The organism is Bacteroides sp. ET489, from assembly GCF_030518095.1.
Lineage (GTDB): Bacteria > Bacteroidota > Bacteroidia > Bacteroidales > Bacteroidaceae > Bacteroides > Bacteroides ndongoniae.
Map to the genome: position 1 here is coordinate 11,537 of NZ_JAULLJ010000035.1, position 23,268 is coordinate 34,804.

Sequence of the window (23,268 nt, forward strand, 5' to 3'; positions counted from 1 at the left end):
TTTTCTATCTCCTAATCGAAGGTGTGTCAAAATGAAAAAGTATAATCATTATGTAATGTCATCCTGAACGAAGTGAAGGATCTTGATACATGAATAACTGCTTTTGGGATTCTTCGCTTTGCTCAGAATAACAAAATGCGAGTATTCCTTTATTTTGACACATCCTCATCACCGCAACCATAAATGCAGCAACACTGCAATCATAGATACAGTAACATCACCCACTAATATCCCACTCATCTCACCGTATGAACCATTATGAACTTGACAGCTATTAACAGTCTTATTACTTTTGTAACAAATTTAATTCGAACGTATGAAAACATATCATCAACTTCTGTGTGCAACCATGCTTGCACTGTTTGTGGCAGGATGTTCGTCCGATCATACGGATGAAGTACCGGAACCCGAGTCTAAGAAAATCCCCATAACCCTCAGTTGCGGCATCACTGCGACCTCTACCAAGGCTACTGATACGGGATTTGAGACTGGCGACAAAATCGGACTTTATGTGGTGAACTACAGCGGAGGGGTGTCGGGACCGCTGCTTAACGCCGGTAACCATGTGGATAACATGCGATTCACCTACGATGGTACGTGGACTCCGGCCACACCTATCTACTGGGAAGATGAAACTACTCCGGCCGACTTCTATGGCTACTATCCTTATAGTAGTACGCTGACCAACGTCAAGGCAATGCCTGTCGAGACACTGGCCGACCAAAGCACCGAAGCCAACTACAAGGCCAGCGACTTTCTGTGGGGCAAGACGCTGAATGTGTCGCCTACCGAAAAAGCGGTGGGTCTGACCCTTGACCATGTGTTCAGTTGCGCCGTAGTAAAAGTGAGCGCCGGAAACGGATTCACCACCGAAGGACTGGAAGCAGCGAATGTGAGCGTGAAGCTGAACCAGGCTGTTTGCCAGGCCACACTGAACCTGCAGGACGGCAGTGTAACTCCTGGTACGCAGAAAGAATCTGTCTCTTTCCTGCGCGGCAAGAACAACGAGTTCAAGGCACTGGTGATCCCGCAAAGCATTCCGCTGGCCGACAACCTGTTCACCGTAACCATTGACGGGCGTGACTTCAACCTGAAAAAGGAATTTACTTTTGTCGGTGGCAAGCGCCATACGTTTACCATCACCGTCAAGAAGACCAGCAACGGTATCAACGTTGATATAGGCGACTGGACAGATGATGGTGAGGACCATGGTGGCGTGGCAGAATAAACAGAACAAACAGAATAAACTTAAATAGAACTCATATATGAGAAACAACATCATTCACAGCTTGGCTATGCTAATGCTCGTCGGGGCACTGGCATCATGCAACGATGACACCTTCGGTCCGAACGGATCGCAGGAGGAAAACAGACGTCCCATCGTTCTGTCCGGAGAGATAGAACAGGTGGCCGTGACACGTGTCAACGACAACGGTTTCTGCGATGGCGACGAAATGGGTGTCTACATCGTAGACTATCAGGGAAGTACACCGGGTACGCTGCAAAACAGCGGTAACCGAGGCAACAACGTGAAGCATACGTTCGACGAAGCCGCCTACAAGTGGAACTCGGCTTACGACGTCTATTGGAAAGACGATCATACGCACATCGATATCTATGGTTACTACCCCTTCGGCTCGCCCGAGGACGTTAATGCCTATGCTTTCGAGGTGAAAAAAGACCAGTCTACCACTACCACCAGCAACGAAATGGGCGGCTACGAAGCCAGCGACTTCCTGTGGGGAAAGGCTGCCGACGTGGCTCCTACGGAAAGAATCATCCGTCTGCCTATGCGCCACCGTATGAGTAGCCCGCGCATCACGCTGACCGAGGGCGATGGTTTTGCCGAAGGTGAATGGGCCGGACTCGAAAAACAGGTATTGATTAAGAACACCAAGCAGAAGGCTGTCATCAACCTGGCCGACGGAAGCGTCAGCGCTACAGGCGAAGTGAGCCCTACCGGTATCATCCCTTACGTAAAAGACAACGTGTTCCGCGGCATCGTAGTGCCACAAACCATTTCGGCAGGCACACAGCTGTTCAGCATCACCGTCAACGGTGTAGTCTATAACTTCAGCAAAGAAGAAGCCTTCACCTACGTCAGCGGCAAAATGCATAACTTCACCATTCAGGTGAACAAAAAGGAAGCGACAGGCGAATATACCTTCAAACTGGCAGGTGAATCCATCACCGCTTGGGAGAACGACGACGTGTCGCACGATGCTACCATGAAGGAATACATCGTCATCAACTCTACAGCCGGGCATCTGAAGGACTCGATTACGGCTGCAAAGAAGGATTACAGAAAATTGCAGAATCTGAAGATTACGGGAGAAATAAACTCGCAGGACTTCTACTTCATGCGTGATTCGATGGATGTACTGCAATCGTTGAATCTGAAAGAAGTAAGATGTTTACATGGGCAATTCGGAGGCCGTGGAGGAGGTTTCCCTAATAATAGTTGGGAATACGAGGATGACATCATCCCAGAAAGTGCCTTGAATGAAAAAAGATCGCTTGCCCGAATCATATTGCCTGACAAACTAAAAAAAATAGGTGACTGTGCATTCCGTGACTGTATCAGCCTAACAGGTAGCATTATTATACCTGAAGGTGTTACACACATCGGAGCCAGTGCCTTTCTGTGGTGTAACGGTTTAACCGGTTCTTTATCTCTGCCAAGTACATTGGAATATATCGGAGGCGGAGGTGCTGTCGATATAGGAGGAGCATTTGACGGTTGTAAATTTACATGCGAATTAAAACTTCCTGACAATCTAAAATACATCGGGCACAACGCATTTAGTGGAAATCCTGGTTACTATGGAGAACTGAGACTTCCTGGAAAATGCGAATTTATAGGAGACGGTGCATTCGCTTCCTGCAAAAACTTAACAGGCAACCTATCAATACCGCAAGGTGTAACTGTCATCTCGCAATTTGCATTCAGCAATACAGGATTAAACGGAACATTGCAACTGCATGACGGAATTACTACCATCATGAATGACGCATTTTCCGGAAGCCCGCTTAAAGGAGAATTAGTATTACCTAAAAACCTAACAATGGTAGGTATAGGTGCTTTTTATGGCTGTGATTTCTCTGGAGAACTAAAGTTGCCTGCTAATATTGCATCAATCGGTGATAAAGCCTTCGCCTACAACTGGCGTCTGATTGGTATACTAGAATTTCCCGAAGGCATTCAAAGTATCGGTGCCGGTGCTTTCGCCAAATGTAGTGGCATCGAAGGACTAGTATTTCCTGAAAGCCTTGAAAGTATTCGCTACGAAGCCAGCTACTATGAAGAAGGCGGTGCTTTCCAGGATTGCTTTGGTATCGGTAGCATCGTCTGCAAGGGTTCTACACCTCCTTATGTGCAAACAGGAGCCTTCGATGGCGTAGCCAAAGACAACTTCACCCTTGAAGTACCGGAAAGTGCCATTCAGCAATATCAGGCCGCACCGGGCTGGAGCGACTTCAAGCGCATTGCCGCCCATCGCGAACTGGTATGCCGCCCCAGCATAGCCAATGCTATCAATACCGAATGTACCCGTACGCTGATTGTTGATGCGGAAGGCGACTGGATAGTAGAAAGCAAACCAGACTGGTGTACGCTGTCGCAGAACGAGGGCAGCAAGAAGACAGAATTGACACTGACCATCCATCAGATGTCATCGGGAAGCTCCATGCGTAGCGGAGAAATCGTATTCAAACTGAAAGACCAGGACTATCGCCACAAGTGTACCGTATCGCAATACGACTACATCTATGCCGAAGACGAAATCATCAACCTGCAGAAAGCCAGCAAAGGCAATCGGGGCGGCATCAACCTCGTCTTTTTAGGCGACGGATATGACGCCAAGGACATTTCGGACGGCAAGTATATGAAAGACATGCAGGATCAGGTAGAGAATTTCTTCGGCATAGAGCCGTACAAGAGCTATCGCGACTACTTCAACGTCTATACCGCCATTGCTGTATCACCGGAAACGGGTATCGGTACGGTCAACACCATCCGCTACGCCAAATTTGAAACGACATATACCGGCGGTGTAGGATTGAAATGCGACTACGATGCTGTCTTTGACTATGCACTGAGAATGCCTACCGTGACGACAGAGAATCTGAAAGAATCGCTCGTTATTGTGGTGCCCAACAGCACCGACTACGGCGGCATCTGCCAAATGTGGGAAGACGGATCGGCCATTGCATTCTGTCCGCTCAGCACGTATGGTTATCCGCTCGACACACGCGGAGTGATCCAACACGAAGCAGGTGGACACGGATTCGGCAAACTGGGTGACGAATACATCTATCACAATGCGTTCATCGACTTCTGTACATGTAATTGCTGCGGACATGTCGATGCTATCAATTGGGCCAAAGCCCTGGGATGGTACGAAAATCTGTCGCTGACCGGCAAGATGAACGAAGTGCCCTGGAGCCAGCTGATATTCGACGAAAAATACAGCGACTTTGTCGACATCTTCGAAGGTGGCTATATGCACAGCCGGGGCGTGTTCCGTTCAGAGCAGAACAGCTGTATGAACAACGACATCCCCTACTACAGCACCATCAGCCGTATGGCCATCGTGAAACGCATCAAGCAATATGCTGGCGAAGAGTTCAGCTACGAAGACTTCAAAGCCAACGACGTAGTGAGCAACGATGCTGCTACTCGCAGCTTCGACAACTTACGATACAGTGGAGGAAGTGTGCACAACTACCAGCTCCCGCCGAAGATTCACAAAGGCAGTCCGCTGGGCAACAAGAAAAACAAATAACGTCATAAACCTACTGATATGAACAATAACAAGTTACACCATATACTGGAAGCAGGACTCCTGTCAGTCCTGCTGGTGGTGGGAAGCGGATGCAGCGACAACGAATCGCCGCTACCTGCTGCCGAAGATGAGAATGTGATGACTTTCAACGTCATGCACCCACGGCAAGCGGTTGCCGACTCAAGGGTGACGACTACATCCTTTGAAAGTGGAGACCGGGTCGGTCTGTTCATCACCCGCAAAGATACCCCACTGGAAGTTTCGGGCAACTACGTGAACAATGCCGCCCTGACTTTCGACGGGAGCCAATGGAGAACCGAAAAGCCCGTATACTGGGACGGAGGCACTTACAACATCTATGCGTACTATCCGCAAATGAAACCGGTAACTTCGGTGGACAATCTGCCTTTCAGCGTGTCGACCAACCAGTCGACCGAAGGAGAATACGAAGCGAGCGACTTCTTATGGGCCGGCCAACAGAATGTCAGTGCGAGCAATTCACCTGTCAACCTTCAGTTTGCCCACCGTATGAGCCGCATGCTGATCCGACTGGTCAAAGGAGAAGACTTTGAAGGCGAACTGCCGGAAAATGCTGAAGTATTTATCCACAACACGGTGCCCGAAGCCACCATTGACCTGAATGCCGGTGTAGTGACACGCTACACGTACGGCACCCGGCAAAGTATACAGGCCAAGAGTCTGGGGAACCATACCTATTCGGCCATCATCGTTCCCCAACGCCTGGACAACCGTCAGCCGCTGGTGGAGGTCATCATGAAAGGAGTGTCTTACCTGTACGAAAGCAAGTTTGTCTTTAAACCAGGCATACAGCATTCCGTGCAATTGGTTGTTTCTAAAAATCCGGAGCAGATAAAGATTGAAATAGGAGGAGAGTTGGAAAATTGGGACGAATAAAGTTGCATTAACTGGTAGGGAGATGCCATCCTTTCTTTTCTCATTTTTTATGGGAAAAGAAGGATAGGCATCTCATTTTAAGTTATCTTTGCCGTCACATAACGATGTAAAACCATGCAACAAACCAATCCTTTTTTCCATATTCTTTTATCGAGCTTATCTGTCTGTGTTCTTTTCCTGTCGTCATGCCACCATTCGGATACCGATCCTGTTGAGGCTCTTCCGTTCCATAACGATGGAACAACGTGGGGGTTGATAGCCACCGACGGGACCGTACTACAGCCTGCCGGAAGCTTCGAACATCGGCCATCGGCCGTTGTAGGAGGCATGTTCAGTCTGGCAAATGAAGAAGGACGTCTCCAACTCTACAGCCTGCACGATCCTGCACATCCCGTCAGCCAACGCAGCTTTGTACGCATCGGACATTTTTTCGAGAACGTGACACTTGCTCAGGAGGAAACAGATTCTCCGATTCTGCTGATAGACAAACAGGGAAACAATGTAGCCTCAACGGCCCAATATCCGCAATATGACATCGTACTGATGCATAACTTCAGCGAAGGTCGTGCACTGTTTGCCACAGGCAATGGAAAATACGGATATATGGATACACAGGGGAACATCGTTATTCCACCCATTTACGACCGGGCATACGATTTTCACGAAGGCCTGGCACTGGCCGGCAACACCAATAGCCAGGGACAGAGCGGCTACCTGCTGATTGACAGGAACGGAAAGATAAAGACGGCCATCCGGTTGTCCAACTCGCTGCTCGATGCCAGACTGTCTGACAACCGTCTTCTGTTCTGCGAATTGGGTACCCGTCACTTCGGCTACCTGAACCGGCAGGGAGAACCGGAACTCTATCTGCCCGAAAAGTTTCGCCTGGCATTGCCATACAAGAATGATATGGCTGTGGTAGAAACGGAGGAAGGACAGGGCGTTATCGACCGCCAGGGGCAACCGCTGATTCCGAGCATCTACGACAAAATATACCTGACTAACCACGGGCTCACAGCCATCTGTAAGAACGGGAAATGGGCAGTGGTCGATCCCAGAAATCAGGCAGCTATCCAATTTCAATACGATTCCATCGGGCACTATTACCATGAAGGACTTGCCGTAGCCCGGCAAAAGGGACGATACCTGCTGATTGATAAGGAAGGGAATCCGCAGGGAGATGTGACTTATAATGTCATCGGTGAGGAGCAGACTGCCAGCCGGTTGTGTCCGCAGCGTTTCCTGATAGAACGTCCATCGGCCGGAAACAGCATGAAACTGCAATCTGAAAGCATTGAAGACAAGCAGGGAAATGCGCTCCCAGACACAGACCTTGCACAAGCATCCGGCAACCATACGACGGAACCCACAACAAAAACCTCCAGCCATATAGCTAGTCAGGACTGGAGGAAAGTAAGCGAACAGCATCCGTTCTATCAGGAAGCCATCAAAGTGGTATCGGGCAAACTGGACGAAAAGGATGCAGGGAACAGACAGATGATACTGAACTACGTAGAGCATCTGCGTACTTCGTATACAACCAAGGACATTGACTTTCTGGAACAGCTGTTCAGCGAAAACGCCCTTATTGTGGTAGGCACCGTGGTACACACGTCGCAAAAGGAAACCGGCTACCTGTCGCCTGCACAGGTCGTCTACAACGTTAAGAGCAAACGGCAGTATCTGGACCGTCTGAAACAGGTGTTCAAAGCCAACCGCAGCATCAACGTGAAGTTCAGCGATTTCCACATCATGCGCCATCCTACGGTGAAAGGTATTTACGGAGTCAGCCTGAGACAGAAGTACCGGTCGGACATCTATGCCGACGACGGGTATCTGTTCCTACTGTGGGACTTCCGTGACGAAACGGCCCCGAAGATTCACGTACGTACCTGGCAACCCCGTATGCAAGCTGACCATACGCCACTGCCAGAAAACGAAATATTCAACATCAATAACTTTAACCTGCAATGAAACGTACTTCATCCGTCCTACTATTCAGTCTGCTGCCGGTCCTCCTGCTGCTTTTACCCACAGGAAGCACCTTGGCACAGGACTTTACCGTACGCCATTTCCGTATATTGCCCAATGACATTTCAGCCTACATTGACCCGGTGCGCGACCTGAACGATGAAGCCTGTGCCCTGATCAAAGTTGTAGGTGACAAGGATTTTGTATTCTCCTCTCCACTGGGCATCGTAAAACGTAAAAACGATGTAGGAGAAATCTGGTTATACCTGCCCAAAGGTAGTGTGATGATAACCATCAAACATCCACAATGGGGCGTGTTGCGCGATTATCGCTTTGCGGCACCACTCGAATCGCGTATGACTTACGAACTGATGCTGACACCGCCACTCGGATATCAGTATCCGGTAGAAATGCCAACGCTTGAAAAGCAGCCTGTACTGCCCGACACCTCCCTGTACCTGGCTAAGCATCTGCCACCGCTTCCGCCTCAACGGCCCCGCCGGCCACGGGAGCCCTGGCGCAGGCTTATATTGCTCAACGCAGGTATACAGGCCGACGGGCCTTCGGCCGGACTGCGCCTGGCACTTATGCGGCGACACGGTGCGTATCTGCTGGCACAGAAAGATTTTCACGGCATGCCTCATACCCAGGGCGAATGCGACCGGAACGGACTTCTGCCCGGAACGGATGAAGCCCCCTACTACACCGGACGGACAGAAAAAGGACGCTGGATGCTGATGGCGGGAGGCATTCACCGGCTGATAGCCGACTTCTGCATCTACGAAGGTGTGGGTTACGGACAGCGGGATGTGGCCTGGGAACAATATGATAACAGTGCACTGCTGCTGAACACCGATTTTTCGTACCAGGGTATCAGTGCAGAAGCCGGTTGCCTTTACCGCTTCCGACGGATGGTGGTATCGGCGGGTGTTATGACCATCCGTCTTCAGTATTGGGAAGCCGCTGTCGGAGTAGGTATTAACTTCTAAATCCTTTCGAAAAAATGACCAATCATTTCCGTACATACATCTATATATGGATCATATTCCTGCTTACAGCCTGTAGTAAGGATGAAGAACCGGTGAACCTGCCTCCGTCGGTCAGCATAGAGGCAGCCAGGGACATTACGCGCACAAGTGCCCTGCTTTCGGGCAAGGTAACGCCGAATGCAGAAGGTAATGTCAGTCAGATTCGGTTCCGATACGGACTGACTTCTGACATAACCGAATCCGTCGACATATCCGTCACCGAGGAGCAGGATGTCTCGACACTATTGACTGGCCTGCATCCGGGAAGCACTTATTATTATCGCCTGGAAGCTGGAAACACATACAGCACCGTGCACAGTGAAACGATGAGTTTTGAAACAGTCCCCAATACAGAACCTACTGTCAGCGACCTGAAAATGCTGAACCAAGGACCGAGCAGCATCACCCTTGAATGCGAAATTCTGGACGATGGCGGAGAAGAAATCACCGCTACCGGATTTTATTTCCGGGCCGAGGAAGATGAACAGGAACAACAAATCAAACTGGGTAGTCCGGAAGAAAAGCGCTGGAAAACACGCATCGGTAACCTGCAACTAGAAACCACCTACTACATACAAGCCTATGCCGCTAACTCTATTGGTGAGACACGCAGTAAGGTGTACCAGTTCCAGACTGGTGAGGTGGTCGTACTGACAGAAGCCGGAACCCTTCATGAAGCAATTGGAGAACAGGAAAAATACCAGTTCACTACCCTCAGTATAGCCGGACCGCTGAACGGAACAGACATCCGTTATCTGCGTGACATGATGGGAACGGACATCGAAGGAGAGAATACCGACGGGAGATTACAGCGACTTAACTTAAACGATGCTTCGATTGTGGCCGGTGGTGCGAGTTACGACGGACAACGTTTCACAACTGCCAATACAGTCAGCCAAGGCATGTTTGCCAACTGCATCTGGTTACAGGAACTGACCCTTCCGGTAGGAGTAACGACGGTCGAAAGAAATGCCTTCGAAAACTGTACCTCTTTGTCTGTCCTTCATTTCTCACCATTGCTGGCACGATTTGCTCCCTCGGAAGGTTGCAGCAGTCTGACCATCCTGGACATTCCGGAAGTCAATCCGGCCTTTAGCAGCGATAATGGGATATTATACAACCAAAAAATGACAGAACTGGTATGGTATCCGGAAGGGAAAAAAGAAGAATACTTCCAGATACCGTCGAACATCACCACAATCAGGGAATATGCTTTCTACAACACCCGGTTACAACAGATCGACTTGCCTTCGTCCGTAAAGGAGATCGGGCAAGAAGCCTTTGCCTTTTCAGCAATCAAAAGCATTGTTTTGCCCGATAATATCAGCCTCATCCCTCATGGATGTTTTCAGCAGTGCCGGCAATTACAATCGCTGACATTGGGAGCATCTGTATCTTATCTGTCTGAATATTGCTTCGACGGTTGCTCTTCGCTGCAACACCTGTACATCAAAGCAAGCGATTTTCCGCCCGTATGTCAGGACGAAACCTTTGTCGGAGCGGAACAACTGTTCGAACAAGGTACCCTTCATGTGCCCTACGGCTGCCAGTCGATCTACAGGAAGCATGCTGTCTGGGGACAGTTCAGGAACATCGTTGAAGAGAGTTTTTAAAGCTACAGCCAGATCAGCAGCAATCCTACCGCAATGCTCACGATGGTGCACACCATTCCCGGCATCATAAACGAATGGTTGAGAATGTACTTCCCGATGCGGGTCGTGCCTGTACGGTCGAAATTGATTGCTGCCACCACTGTCGGATAATTGGGTATAAAGAAATAGCCATTCACAGCCGGGAACAATGCTATCAGCATCCAGGGAGAAATGCCTAATGCGATTCCCAAAGGGAGTACGGCACGGATGGTTGCAGCCTGACTGTAAAGCAGAATGGACATGACAAACAACGCCACCCCAAACAGCCATGGCATGGACTGGACAACACCTTCGATGGAGGAAGTCAGCGAAGACAGATTGCCGGCAATGAATGTATCGCCCATCCAGGCAATACCGAAAATGGCAATCACAGCCTGCATACCTGCCGAAAAAACACTTCCCTGCACAGCCTTGATACCGTCGATCCGACAGATAATCAGGATGAGAGCCGAAGTGCTGAGCATGATGATTTCGATAATGGAAGGCATGTCGAGTGGAACAAGTTTGCCATCTGCCCAAAATACAGGACGCAAGGCATCAACCGAACCAAACAATACAATCAGAAAAGTAGCCAGTAGAAATATGCCTACTGAGATACGGGCTTTCTGCAAATCGAACGATACAGTCGTTTCGGCCAGACGAGACTCTATCATCCCCTCCTTAAGACGGCGTTGGTATTCCGGATCGTTCACCAGTTCTTTGCCTACCTTCATCGAACAAAAGGCACCCACCAGTACCCCGATCAGCGTAGCAGGAACGGAAATCTTCAGAATATCGAACAAGGAAATGTCGAAACCAGCCAGCATGCCCAGCAAAGCCACCGTAGCCGCCGAAATGGGACTGGCTGTAATGGCCTGCTGCGAAGCAATGACAGCAATACCCAACGGACGTTCGGGACGGATTTTTGTCTCGCGTGCCACTTCGGCTATCACAGGAAGCACCGAATAGGCTATGTGCCCTGTTCCTGCCACGAAAGTAAACAGATAAGTAACCAAAGGGCTCAGCAGCGTAACCCATGCCGGATGTTTGCGCAATAACCTTTCGGCCAGCTTCACCATATAGTCGAGCCCACCGGCAGCCTGCATGCACGAAGCTGCCGAAATAACGGCTACAATCATCAGCATCACATCGATAGGAGGAGCCGTAGGCTGAAGCCCGAAAACAAAACAAAGCAAGGCCAGGCCTGCGCCTCCCATTACTCCTAACCCGATGCCTCCCAAACGGGCACCAATCACAATAGCAGCCAGTACAACAATCAATTGCAACCACATACTCACTCCATTTTTTTATTCTACATTATAGCCTGACACTTTCAGCAGAGGTTTGTTTCCCCGTGTATCTACGTCTTTCCAACGGACATGTATCACTTTGCTCTCGCCAGGCAGCAGGGCAAAATAGTTGTCGGAATAGAACACGGGCAAGAACTGAATGCCGTCTTCATCGCCTACCACATTCAGCCGGATCATCAAAGCCGGAGTGGCAGTGCGGTTCTCGACAGTGATTCGGGCCGTCCATTCACCGTCAGCACGCTTCGCATATGCTGCCTGCGTATGCAGAGTAACCTTCGGAAGCTGTTTCAGAGCCTGATAGTTGTTCTCGACCTTACTGCGGTGATAGAAATTCTCGGAAACAGTCTTCCCATTTTCCTCCAGCAGTAACCTGATGAAATGTACTTCGCTCAGGTTGTCGGGGAATTGCAGTCGGATGCACTTTTCGGTGGTATCTTCGCGGCTGTCTACTTTGACTTCCTTCTCCCAAGCTACGGTGCCGTTCATGTGGAGCACCTGTGCACGGGCTTTCAGAGCGGGATGCCGGCCGGCATGATAGTTCACCACTTCTACATCGTCCGTAGCCGGATTCCACTGGATGTGCAACGGTTCGGAAGCTTTCTTGATGGCAAAGTAAGCGGCTGTCGGTTCGAAATAATAGTCATACGTCTGCCACACCATCGAAGGCCAGCAGGAATGGCTCATCCACATCAGCAATCCCATACGGTTCTTGCTGCGCGACTCGAAGAGGCTGCGATGCCCATCGTAGTTCACCCACTGAGCCAGATCAGCAAATTCTTTGGCACTCTGTGGCTGACCGTATCCCGAAGCTATGATCTCATTAAAAGACGTTGCGCCCTGTGCCCCTTCCAGAGTATAGTCGTGCATGCCCCACTGATGCGACTGCGGCCAGATACCTTCGGGCGAATAGGTACGCAGAAAACTCTCATAAGTCAGTACGTTGGGCATGCCTCGCTCGCTGTGGAACTTGTCGTTACCGGTCTCCAATGTAAAGTAGGTTTTGGCAGGAAGCATACGGTAAGGACCGTGACCGCTCACTACCTCATCGGCCGAACTGGAAATATAATGAAGTCCCGGGTGTTCTTCCTTTACGATACGGCGCAAAGCTTTGTCGATAGTCTCGGGTGGGAAACCCTCGTTACGTCCGCAATACAAAGCAAGTGAAGCATGGCTGCGGATGCGCTTCACATAGTCCTCGGCATTGGCAATAAACATTGCCGGATTGTAAGGATCGGGACCGTCGGCAGGATTGGCCAGCCAGAAATCTTGCCAGATCATAATGCCATATCGGTCGCAGGCATCATACAATTCTTCGTCGCCAATCATGCCTACCCAGTTGCGAAGCATGGTGAAGTTCATGTCTGCATGATAAGCCACGGCAGTCTCGTATTCGCGGCCCCGGTAATTCAGGTTCGACTCACTGAAGCCCCAGTTACCACCACGGCCAATGAAACGGCGACCGTTGATGTAGAGGTTCAGCACGTCGTTCTTCTCGTCGAACGTCATCTGACGAATACCGACTTTGAAGTCACGGGTATCGGATACTTCGTCATCTACTTTGAACGTAAAGTTTGCATCATATAGATAAGGGGTGCCATAACCGTTGGGCCACCACAAACGAGGATGCTGCATACAAAGTTGTGGGAAACGGTCGGCATCGAATACAACCGTCCGTTCTTCACCGGCCTGCAAACTGACGGGTTGCTCGAAACATACATCGCCTATCCGGCCCGACAAGATGCCACTCACGGCATTGGCGTCGTGATTCTTCACCACAACCTCTGCCGTCAGTCGGGCCTGGGTGGTGTCGGGCAAAGCCAATTGGGTCTGCACGTAAGGATCCTGTACGGTTACCTTGCCAGTCGTTGTCAGAAACACATCGTTCCAGATACCGATGTTCCGTCCGCGTACGGTCGGTATCCAGTCCCAGCCGATGGTGGCATGGTAAGTCGGATTGTCCGCACCCAGAATACCGCCATTGAAGTCCGTACTCTGTTTGTTCTTTTCTTTCACGGCACCAATATGTTCATTCTTGATGATTTCTACGGCCAGAACGTTTGTACCCTCCTTCGCCCACCGTGTCACATCGAACTTACCGCGGATAAAGGCACCTTCGATACGTCCTACCTGTTGTCCGTTCAGGAAAACATTGGCTTTCCAGTTGATGCCGTCGAAGTTCAGAAAAACCCGGTCGCGCCGGAACGATTGCGGCAACTGGAATTCACGACGATACCAGAAATTGGAGTTAAAAAACGATTCAGATACCATCAGTTGATTGTCGGCATAGTTCGGATCGGCCAGCGCACCTACATTCTTGTACGAAGTCAATACGGTGCCCGGCACGGTAGCTGTCACCCACCCTTCAGGTTTATAAGCAGGCAAGGAAATGTCCTCGCCTACGGCCTGCACCTCCGAAGCTCGCTGCAACTGCCATCCACCGCCCGAAAGTAGCAGTTTGCCGTCTGCCGCTGCGGGCATGGCTGCCGCATGGGGCAGAAGTCCTCCCCGACCCATTACTTCCAATTCACTCAGTATGTAGCATTCCCCGTCTGCCGACTGGTCCATACAGACACGAACATAACGCCCCTTTCCATCGACAGCGATTTCGTCTGTCAGTTCTGTTCCGCCGGGCAACGAAGCTACATCGTGCCACGTACGGGCATCGTCCGAAGTCTGTATGCTTCCTTTGACAGCCTTGTTCACCCAGCGCAGAATTACTTTGTCAAACTCCGAACGGGTACCTAAGTCTACACTGACCCATTCCTTGCCCGCAGTGGCACTCATCCATGCACTGGTGAAAAACTGCGAAGGCTTCAAATCGACGGGTCCTTGAGCATCGGCAAACTCAACTTCGTGGAAAGTCCACTCGTAAGCACCCTTCATCCGCAAGCGGATGCGATAGGATGAATAAGACGCAGCATTGGCAAAACGGAAGGTCTCCTCCAGTCGGCGCATTGGCATGGACACAGTACCGGTCTGTTTATTGGGGTCGTTTACATCTACCCGACCATTACGGGCTTTGCCGGGCAATCCGCTTCCCCGGTTCACAGCCAGTACAGTCCAGGTAGTACCGTCGTTCGAGGCTTCCCACGTCATTTCGTACCCACCCTGAGCCAATCGATCGTCGTACACCAATGTACCGGTGACTACTGCATGGGTAACAGTTTTGCCATAATGGTGCATATCAAACTGGAAAAAGGCATCTTCACCACGCACACTATTGCGCGAATACGGCCCTCCGTCAATCATCCATTCCCGTTCCCTTTTGGGGACACTCCCCCCGGCAGTCCGGAGCTCGAAGTACGGAGACTTGCGGTCGGTCACGATGCCATCCGTCAGAAGCTGCGAGGTCAGGTTATAATCGTAAGCCGACGACTGATAAGTAGCCCGCAGGAGAGCCAGGTTACGATATTGGTTGCCTCCGGGTAACAACTCGGGCGAGAAGTCTTCTTCCGGACTGCCCGGATAGACACCAATGCCACGGGTGTAATAGTCGGAACGCAGATAGTCCCGCTCCGAAGCTGTCTGTGCATCGGCACAACCGGACAGAAGCAACAAGGCTCCTGCCCCACCATACAATATTAAAGCTGCTGCGTCTTTCTTCTTCATAAATCATCTAAACTAATAGGAACGGGGACGGTCTGCCGGAGCAGCACCAAACTGTTTATTCGGCTTGTTGCCCATCTCGAAGGTCAATGTACCGCCTTTCATAACATCTTCGTACGTGATATAGCTTTTCGGATAGGACTCACCATTCAGTCGGACAGATTGGATATATTTATTGTCCTTGCTTACGGCCGGAGCCTCTATCGTAAATGTCTTTCCTTCCGGCAGGTTAATGGTAACTTTCTCAAAGAGCGGACTGCCAAAAACATACACTCCGTGAGACGGATTAACCTGATAGAATCCTAAAGCAGACAGTACATGCCATGCCGACATCTGACCACAATCTTCATTGCCAATAATACCGTCGGGACGGTCAGTATAAAAGTTGTGCTGAATGTAACTGACTTTCTCCGCCGTCTTCCACTGCTGGCCGGCATAAACATAGAGGTAAGCCACGTGATGACTGGGTTCGTTGCCGTGGGCATACATGCCTATTAGTCCGCTGATGTCGGCTGAGGCCTGCTCACCCATATCACCTTCGGCCACAAAGAGCGAATCCAACTTGCTGGCAAAGCGGTCGTCGCCGCCCATCAGACTGATGAGTCCTTCGGGATGCTGAGGCACAAAGAAAGTATAATGCCAGCCATTGCCCTCACAGAAATCACCCCATCCGTGAATAGACAGGAAAGGATCGTAGGGCGTACGCCAACTGCCGTCGTCCATCTTCGGACGGATAAAATTGATACTTTTGTCAAAATACTGTTCGTAGTAGTGCCCACGCTTCCAAAAAGTATTATATATATCTTCTTTACCCATCTTCTGAGCCATCATGGCCAGCCCCCAATCGCCTACGGCATATTCCATGGCAATGGAAGTGGCTTCAGGCATTTTGTCACACGGTATCCAGCCTTTTTCCATCACGTAAGGAACCCCACGCTGCCTGTCGTAAGTAGCTGAAGCGACCATGTAGTTCAACGCCCGTTCGGGATCGAAACCACGAAAACCTTTCAGATAAGCATCTGCTATTACCGGAATAGCACTGTAACCCGGCATTTGATTGGTTTCGCCTCCCACTAACGGCCAGATGGGCAACTTACCTTGCTGATCGTAGATACTCAGCATGGAATTCACCATGTCGGGCACTAACTGAGGCTGGATAATGGTGAGTAAGGGATGAAGGGTACGGTACGTATCCCACAATGAGAAGGTAGAATAGTTAGTCCAATAGTCGGCCTTGTAGATTTTATCATCGTGCCCACGGAACTCTCCGTTCACATCGGCATACAGTGTCGGAGCAATGAACATGTGATACAAACTGGTATAAAAAATCTTCTTGCCACGTTCGTCACCACTCTCTACGTTCACACACGACAGCATGCGATTCCAACGTTTTTCGGCATCCGAACGAACCTTCTCAAAGTTCCATTCAGGTTGTTCCGCTTTCAGATTAGCCAGAGCATTGGCACAACTGACGGATGAAAGGGCCACCTTGAGCTGCACCTTCTTCGGATTGTTCCGAAAGGTCAGTACCCCTTTCACCGCTTCGCCGGAAAGGCTATCTGATCCGACAGCCGCATCATCGTCAAATACGGCCACACTCTCAATCGGTTGATCGGACTTCAGCACAAAAAATACCTTGTGCTGCGGACTCCATCCCTTGGAAAAGCGGTATCCCTCAACCGTATATTCATCCGTCCGTTTCAACGCAGTCGCAAAAGCACGGTCGCCGTTGCCTTCCTTTAAGTTCACCAACAGCCGGGGTGTTCCTTCGGGGTAAGTATAACGATGAATGGCAACACGGTCGGTAGCCGTCAGTTCGGCACGCACGCCATTATCCATCAGCAACGAATAATAACCGGGAGCAACTTCTTCGTTCTCGTGCGAGTAATAGGTCGAACAGGCTCCCTTGATGTTATCCTGTTCGCCACGGGCAGTACGGACATCGCCTACATAAGGCATCAGAAGCACATCGCCCAAGTCGGCACATCCAGTACCGCTAAGATGCGTATGACTGAAGCCGATCAGCACACTGTCCGAGTAATGATAACCGGAGCACCAGTCCCATCCTTTATGAATGTTCTGCGGCCCGACCTGCACCATGCCCAAGGGGACACTGGCTCCTACAAAGACATGCCCGTGCCCACCCGAACCGATATAAGGATCTACGTAACGGAGGTAATCCGCACCAACCGTACTGTTTTCTTTCTGTGAAACGCATGCGGACGACATCACAGTCAACAGTCCACACAGCAACATACCTGTGGTAAATGAATGTATTTTCATGGCATTATGTTTGTTTGAAGGTTTTAATCGTTACAGACTATTCAATAAATCCAGCTTCCCGTCATTGATTAACTTGATGATCAGCTCACCGAACAAGGTGTTCTGCCAGGCAAACCATTTACGGGTGAACTTTTCAGGATTGTCCTTATGGAAAGATTCGTGCATGAAACCGGTACCGGCATCAGTTGTCATCAGCATACGGATACACTGTTTGATTTCCTCGTCGTCCTGACTGGTGAAAGCTTTCATCATGATGCTCATGGGCCACACCATATCGTATCCGATATGCGGTCCTCCAATGCCTTCACCCGCCTTTCCTCTGAAGAAATAAGGATTGTCCTCGCTCCAGACAAAGCGGCGTGTATTCTGATAGACAGGATCACTGATATCGACATCTCCCAGATAGGGTAAAGCCAACAGGCTGGGAACATTGGCATCGTCCATCAGCATGCAGCTGCCATAACCGTCTACCTCGTAAGCATAGATTGTACCATATTTAGGATGCTCGCAGGTGGCATATTTTTTCAGAGCCTGCTCTACTTCATTGGCCAGATCCGTGCATTGACGTGCCAGTTCCCCATTCTTGTTCACTTCCGTCAGAATCTCGGCCGCTTTCCGCAAAGAAGTCACGGCAAAGAAGTTGGACGGAATGAGGAAAGGCAGGGTCGTAGCATCGTCCGACGGGCGGAAAATGGAGACTATCAGGCCAACCGGATTGGCAGGGGCTCCCCAACCGTCGTTGATGGTAGTATCGGTAGCACGTTCGGTTTTGCGCTGGAAACGGTAAGGTCCCCTATCCTCCTTACGTTGCTGTTCCTTAAAGGTGCGGAGTACGTTACCGATAGCCTTCAGCCAGTTTTCATCGAAAATACTGGCATCGCCCGTCACTTTCCAATAGTGATAGGCAAGCCGCAACGGATAGCATAAAGAGTCTATCTCCCATTTGCGCTCGTGCAGTTCGGGCTTCATGTCTGTACGGTCGGTCTCCCACTGACTGCCCTTGGGACCGTCATTGAAAGCATTGGCGTAAGGATCCTGATTAATGCACAGAAACTGACGGCGAATGACTCCTTCGAGCATCGCCTTCAATTGAGGATCATCGTTGGCAAACTGTACGTAAGGCCATACCTGTGCACCCGAGTCGCGCAGCCACATGGCATGGATGTCGCCCGTATAGACAAAAGTGTCCGGTTTACCGTCCAGCATACGGAAGTGCACGGTGGTATCCAGTGTATTTGGGAAACAGTTCTCGAACATCCAGGCCAGATAAGGATTCTTCAGCAACGCTTTTATTTCCGCAATTTTCTTTTCGATGATATCCGACTGAAACAGACGCTCCTCCGGCTTGGGACGTTGGCTGATGTAGCGGCCAACGTTATCATTCGGTGCCGTAAAAGATTCTTCCGGAATTTGTTCAACGGGGCGGGACATCCCGTAACGGTTTTCGGCTGCAGCAGTGCCCGACACCAGTCCCGACAGCATCAGGGCAGCAGCCAATAGTTTTTGGTTCATCATATATTCTCTTTACTTATCTTACTTAAGTTTCGCAAATCTCAACTTATTAGTTGACGAGGCTTCAGTTAACAAGTCTACTAGGCTGGAACTCCCGGTTTGACAAAGTGCTGCTTGAAACGGCTTGCTACAAACGCCTTGTTAACTCGTCAACTTGTTGCTTATCAACTGCAACTTGAGCTTGCGAATTGAAAATCGACGAAGTCAAAGTTGAATTATCTTACTTAACTACAATTTCATCGGTAAACAGCCAGCCCATCACCTCCCGATTCATGAATCCCTGGAAACGGACATATCGTACTTTTGCATTGCCTTCCCACCGATAGTTGCGGAAGGTAAGCCGTTCCTCGGTAACAGGGACGTCGGTCGCAATGCGCTTCACCTCATCGAAGTGGAGACCATCCTCGGACAAAGAAATCACGACCTCCTTCGGAAGCCATACTTCAGGACCACGCAGTTGCAGAAAGTCCGCTTCCACCAGCCTGATATCCGTCAGTCTACCCAGATCAATGGTTACGTCCACATCCTTGCACAGGAAGCCTTGCCAGCGACGGTCGCCATACGTCCAGCCTCCACGCCATCCATCAGTCAGTGTAGAATCGCCCGAAGCCGGATAGGCCGATGAGAAAGGTTGGGCATACGTCACCGGACAATGCAAGGCAAGATGTTCGACCGGCTGCAAAGACTCCGGACGCTCGCCCACTTCTTTCTTTAAGTCGAAAGGATGATAGTCCTGCGACTGCAACCATTCCGTTTCCGTCAAGACGGATTTCCGGAAACGGATCCAGTCTTTCCGTTCCGGCTCTGTCCACGCCACTTCGGCCAAGGCCAGCAAGCGCGGATAAATCATATATTCGGCATGTTCGGCAGTGGGAATATACTCGGTCCAGACATTAGCCTGTACTCCTTTAATGAACCGACGCTGCTCACTGCTCAGTTCGGCAGGAACTGGATTGTAGGAATATACTTTCTCCAAAGTCAGATAACCGCCAATCGCTTCGGGCTGTGAAACAGGAGCATCCTGATAGGCGTCCAAATAGCAGAACTCGCCGGGAGTCATGACAACATCGTGGCCAGCCTTGGCAGCCGTAATGCCTCCCTGCTCGCCCCGCCACGACATTACTGTAGCACTCGGAGCCAGCCCACCTTCCAGAATCTCGTCCCATCCTATCAGTTTACGGCCGTGACTGTTCAGGAACTTCTCTACGCGATGAATCAGATAGCTTTGCAATTCTTTCTCGTCTTTCAGTCCTTCCTTACGGATACGGTTCTGACACTTCGGGCACTTCTCCCAACTGCTTTTGGCTGCTTCATCCCCACCAATATGAATATACTCCGAAGGGAAAAGCTCCATCACTTCCAGCAACACGTTCTCCAGAAAAGTAAATGTTTCTTCGTTGCCAATGCATAGTTCACCGTTCTGATAAGGCTTGCCCGAGCAGGACAACTGAGGAAAGACGGCCAGTACTTCTTCCGAGTGTCCAGGCATCTCGATTTCCGGAATGACGGTAATGTGCAGTTTGCGTGCATGTTCCACAATCTCGCGTACGTCGTCTTGCGTATAATATCCACCTTCGGCATCGGCCTCATCCCGACGGCAATATTTACGTCCTCCCCTCCACCAGGCTTTCCAGTTGGGATAAGGACGATAGGCAGTCTGTTCCGTCAGCTGAGGATAACGTTTGATTTCCAGACGCCAGCCCGCACCGTCGGTCAGGTGCCAGTGGAAACGGTTCAGCTTGTAACGGGCCATGGCGTCGAGCTGCTTCATCACAAACTCTTTCGAACGGAAATGACGAGATACGTCAAGATGCAGACCACGGTAATCGAAACGGGGATAGTCACTGATGTCTACATAAGGTAAACTCCAACTACCTTCTTCAGGCCCTTCCTCTGCCAGTTGCAACAGGGATTGAAAGGCATAGAAAAGTCCTGTCGCAGTAACAGCCTCAACATGTACCCCGTCGCGGCCTACAGCTAAGGTATACCCTTCGGCAGAAGCTATACCCGGAATAGAATCTGTCAGTTCGAAACAGAAAGGTGCCTGCTCATCCTCCGACATCTGCAGCCCGAACGGGGAAGCTCCAAGCACAGTAGCCAGATCGGAGCGTTCAGTTCCTTTCAGATTGGTAGTAAACTGTTCGCCAAAAGAAAATGTGTACATGCCAGAATGTACCTTATACATCTGGGGTTGAGGAATGAGAGCTAACGGGGAAGTGGACACATGCCCACATCCGGCAGCCAATGCCATCAAGACAGTCAAAAGGGAAATCAAACGGATTTTCATAGCCTAAAAGTATTAAATCTTCTTCGGCCGCCTAAATTAGCAAAAATATTTTTAAATCAAAGATTTAACCGACAAAGAAAAACAAAGCCATCGAAAACAGCTCCGTCCCCGTCTAATACAGATTACCTAACTTTGTCCGGTAGCTGGCAGCAACGCTCTGCTGAACCGACAATGGAAACTCATCGTTCCAAACAGATTTCTGCATAGCGGTATCGGACAACTCAGCCCAATGGGAAGCGGGCAAAGAATAGTTACCATAGACCGGCAAAGCCACAGGAGCCTTACCCGACCTGCGGGAAATATAAAGAGCTCCCCCCACAACAAGCAACAACGCCATGCCGGCAGCCAAGATCCGGTAACGCCTCAAGAAGACAGACTTTTCCTGCACACTGCGGGACACCTCCAATGCCGAAGCATAACGTTCTGCCGGCTTACGACGCGTACATCTCCGCGAAACAGCAGCCAGTTTTTTGTCCTCCAGGATTTCGGCCATCTCGCCAATGATTATGCCCAACGAATAAATATCGGCACGCAGGTCAAGAGGCTGTCCAGGTTTCAGGGCTTCAGGAGCCAAGTAATAGCGGGTACCGGCAGGAAGCTTTAACGCATCGTAATCGTCACAGTCGGACAAGCCGAAATCGATCAATTTTACATTATGCCCATTATGAGTCACCAGTATATTTTCCGGTTTCAAGTCTCGGTGTACAATCTGTTTCCCGTGCAGATAATGAAGCGCACTGCAAAGTTCGGTTATAAACTTACGCGCCAGTTCCGGTGTCAACAGACCACGCTGCATAACTTCCTTCAGCGTAATTCCGTCAATGTACTCCAGCACAATGCAATGTCCCAGCTCCGGTAAAGTTTCCCAGCCTAAGGCTCTGCAGATATGAGGGTGCTCCAGTTGATAACCGATATCGAATTCTTTCCGCAACGCCTGTTCATAGAAATCGCTGCCAATGTATTCGGGCTTCAACGCTTTCAAAATATGCAAGCGATTATAACGCTGACAACGGAACAGACGTGCATAACCCGACACGGACACATACACCTCCGTCAGATTCGAAAAGCTCTGTTCGCCCGACTGAACGTCAGCATCGATAAATCCGGACGAAACTTCATTCTCTGCCATTGGCCAGCCCATTTAATAATGTCAATCCACCGTTACGCCCTGCGATGAAAGGCGAAAGCTTCACACCGTCGCGCAATACGTAAGGCAGGAAAAGCGGTTGTCCCATCAGGAAAGAGACTGCTTCGAAACGGTCACCCACCAACAATTTAGACTGCCGGGCTTCCTTTACTTCGAACAAATCGCCTCCTTCGTAGTACAGACGCAGATAACGATTAGGCGACCATCCGATCTCCAACTCCGAACCGGGTGACAACTCGCGGGTCACGATCTGATGAGCCGAGAAAAACGATGAATTATAAACCGGACTATTCTTCAGCCATGCGCAAAACTGCTTGAAATTGGAATGCCCCACATAGCGTGCCAAAACATCCAATGTACGCATACGAGGCAAATGAGAATCACCCACATAACCCCACAAACGTTTCAAGGTAGATGTCGAGACCAAATCGTCCACCTGCTGCTTCAGATGTAGAGAAAACTCATCGAAATCGGTCGAAGTCTGCAACGGCTTCTGATATGTCTTCTCCACCTGTAATAACAATTCTGCAATTTCCGGTTTATATATATTCATTTTTGTCTTGCATTATTTAACGAGACAAACTTACGGAAAATCTGTGGAATATCCGCCGAATTGCAGCAGATTAACGCAACAGGATTTGATAATTAGGGAGTTAAAAGAAAAACGCAGAAGTTGGGCAGACAGTTGAAAACCGTCTTAAAGCAGATTAAAGCAAAAGAACGGTTTCCTAATCATTACCCGATGAAAGTGCAGATTTAACAGTTCCTGTTTCATTTTGCGGCGTTCTGCGCAG

13 protein-coding genes are annotated in these 23,268 nt (G+C 50.0%); 6 read left to right on the top strand and 7 right to left on the bottom strand.

Annotated features, from left to right (window positions below):
- Positions 1-316: 316 nt before the first annotated feature.
- The 6 genes from Q3C19_RS15085 to Q3C19_RS15110 all read left to right on the top strand — a co-directional run bounded on the left by Q3C19_RS15085 (position 317) and on the right by Q3C19_RS15110 (position 10,311).
- Positions 317-1,228 carry a fimbrillin family protein gene (locus tag Q3C19_RS15085; protein WP_083380931.1) on the top strand — a complete coding sequence of 304 codons (912 nt, stop codon included), beginning with the start codon at positions 317-319 and terminating at the stop codon, positions 1,226-1,228.
- A 37-nt stretch (positions 1,229-1,265) separates the two neighbouring features.
- Positions 1,266-4,784 carry a fimbrillin family protein gene (locus Q3C19_RS15090; RefSeq protein ID WP_302730411.1) on the top strand — a complete coding sequence of 1,173 codons (3,519 nt, stop codon included), beginning with the start codon at positions 1,266-1,268 and terminating at the stop codon, positions 4,782-4,784.
- A gap of 18 nt (positions 4,785-4,802) precedes the next feature.
- Positions 4,803-5,699 (top strand): fimbrillin family protein, encoded by an 897-nt coding sequence (locus tag Q3C19_RS15095; RefSeq protein WP_302730413.1) that lies wholly within the window; start codon positions 4,803-4,805, stop codon positions 5,697-5,699.
- A 114-nt stretch (positions 5,700-5,813) separates the two neighbouring features.
- A complete protein-coding gene (locus tag Q3C19_RS15100; protein ID WP_302730415.1) occupies positions 5,814-7,673 on the top strand; it encodes a WG repeat-containing protein in 1,860 nt (619 codons plus the stop codon).
- The gene (locus Q3C19_RS15105; RefSeq protein ID WP_302730417.1) at positions 7,670-8,659 is read left to right on the top strand and encodes a hypothetical protein; all 990 of its coding nucleotides are present in this window, start codon (positions 7,670-7,672) and stop codon (positions 8,657-8,659) included. The genes Q3C19_RS15100 and Q3C19_RS15105 overlap by 4 nt, the downstream gene beginning before the upstream one ends.
- Positions 8,660-8,673: 14 nt before the next feature.
- The gene (locus Q3C19_RS15110) at positions 8,674-10,311 is read left to right on the top strand and encodes a leucine-rich repeat domain-containing protein (protein ID WP_302730419.1); all 1,638 of its coding nucleotides are present in this window, start codon (positions 8,674-8,676) and stop codon (positions 10,309-10,311) included.
- Positions 10,312-10,313: 2 nt separating this feature from the next.
- Here the strand turns inward: Q3C19_RS15110 and Q3C19_RS15115 are convergent, their stop codons facing one another.
- The 7 genes from Q3C19_RS15115 to Q3C19_RS15145 form a co-directional block, all read right to left on the bottom strand.
- Entirely contained in the window at positions 10,314-11,621 is a 1,308-nt protein-coding gene (locus tag Q3C19_RS15115; protein ID WP_302730421.1) for an anaerobic C4-dicarboxylate transporter family protein, read from the bottom strand.
- 15 nt (positions 11,622-11,636) lie between these two features.
- Positions 11,637-15,248 carry a sugar-binding domain-containing protein gene (locus tag Q3C19_RS15120; protein ID WP_302730423.1) on the bottom strand — a complete coding sequence of 1,204 codons (3,612 nt, stop codon included), beginning with the start codon at positions 15,246-15,248 and terminating at the stop codon, positions 11,637-11,639.
- Between the two features lie 12 nt (positions 15,249-15,260).
- The gene (locus tag Q3C19_RS15125; RefSeq protein ID WP_277122034.1) at positions 15,261-17,474 is read right to left on the bottom strand and encodes a GH92 family glycosyl hydrolase; all 2,214 of its coding nucleotides are present in this window, start codon (positions 17,472-17,474) and stop codon (positions 15,261-15,263) included.
- An 84-nt stretch (positions 17,475-17,558) separates the two neighbouring features.
- Positions 17,559-19,040, bottom strand: a complete 1,482-nt coding sequence (locus Q3C19_RS15130; protein ID WP_277122036.1) for a glycoside hydrolase family 125 protein — start codon at positions 19,038-19,040, stop codon at positions 17,559-17,561.
- A gap of 220 nt (positions 19,041-19,260) precedes the next feature.
- Positions 19,261-21,327: a beta-N-acetylhexosaminidase gene (locus Q3C19_RS15135; protein WP_277122029.1), complete on the bottom strand. Its 2,067-nt coding sequence runs from the start codon at positions 21,325-21,327 to the stop codon at positions 19,261-19,263.
- A gap of 112 nt (positions 21,328-21,439) precedes the next feature.
- On the bottom strand, positions 21,440-22,456 hold the full coding sequence (locus Q3C19_RS15140) for a serine/threonine-protein kinase (RefSeq protein ID WP_277122031.1): 1,017 nt from the start codon (positions 22,454-22,456) through the stop codon (positions 21,440-21,442).
- The gene (locus Q3C19_RS15145) at positions 22,443-23,027 is read right to left on the bottom strand and encodes a hypothetical protein (RefSeq protein WP_022164071.1); all 585 of its coding nucleotides are present in this window, start codon (positions 23,025-23,027) and stop codon (positions 22,443-22,445) included. Before Q3C19_RS15145 ends, Q3C19_RS15140 begins: the two co-directional genes overlap by 14 nt.
- Positions 23,028-23,268: the final 241 nt, after the last annotated feature.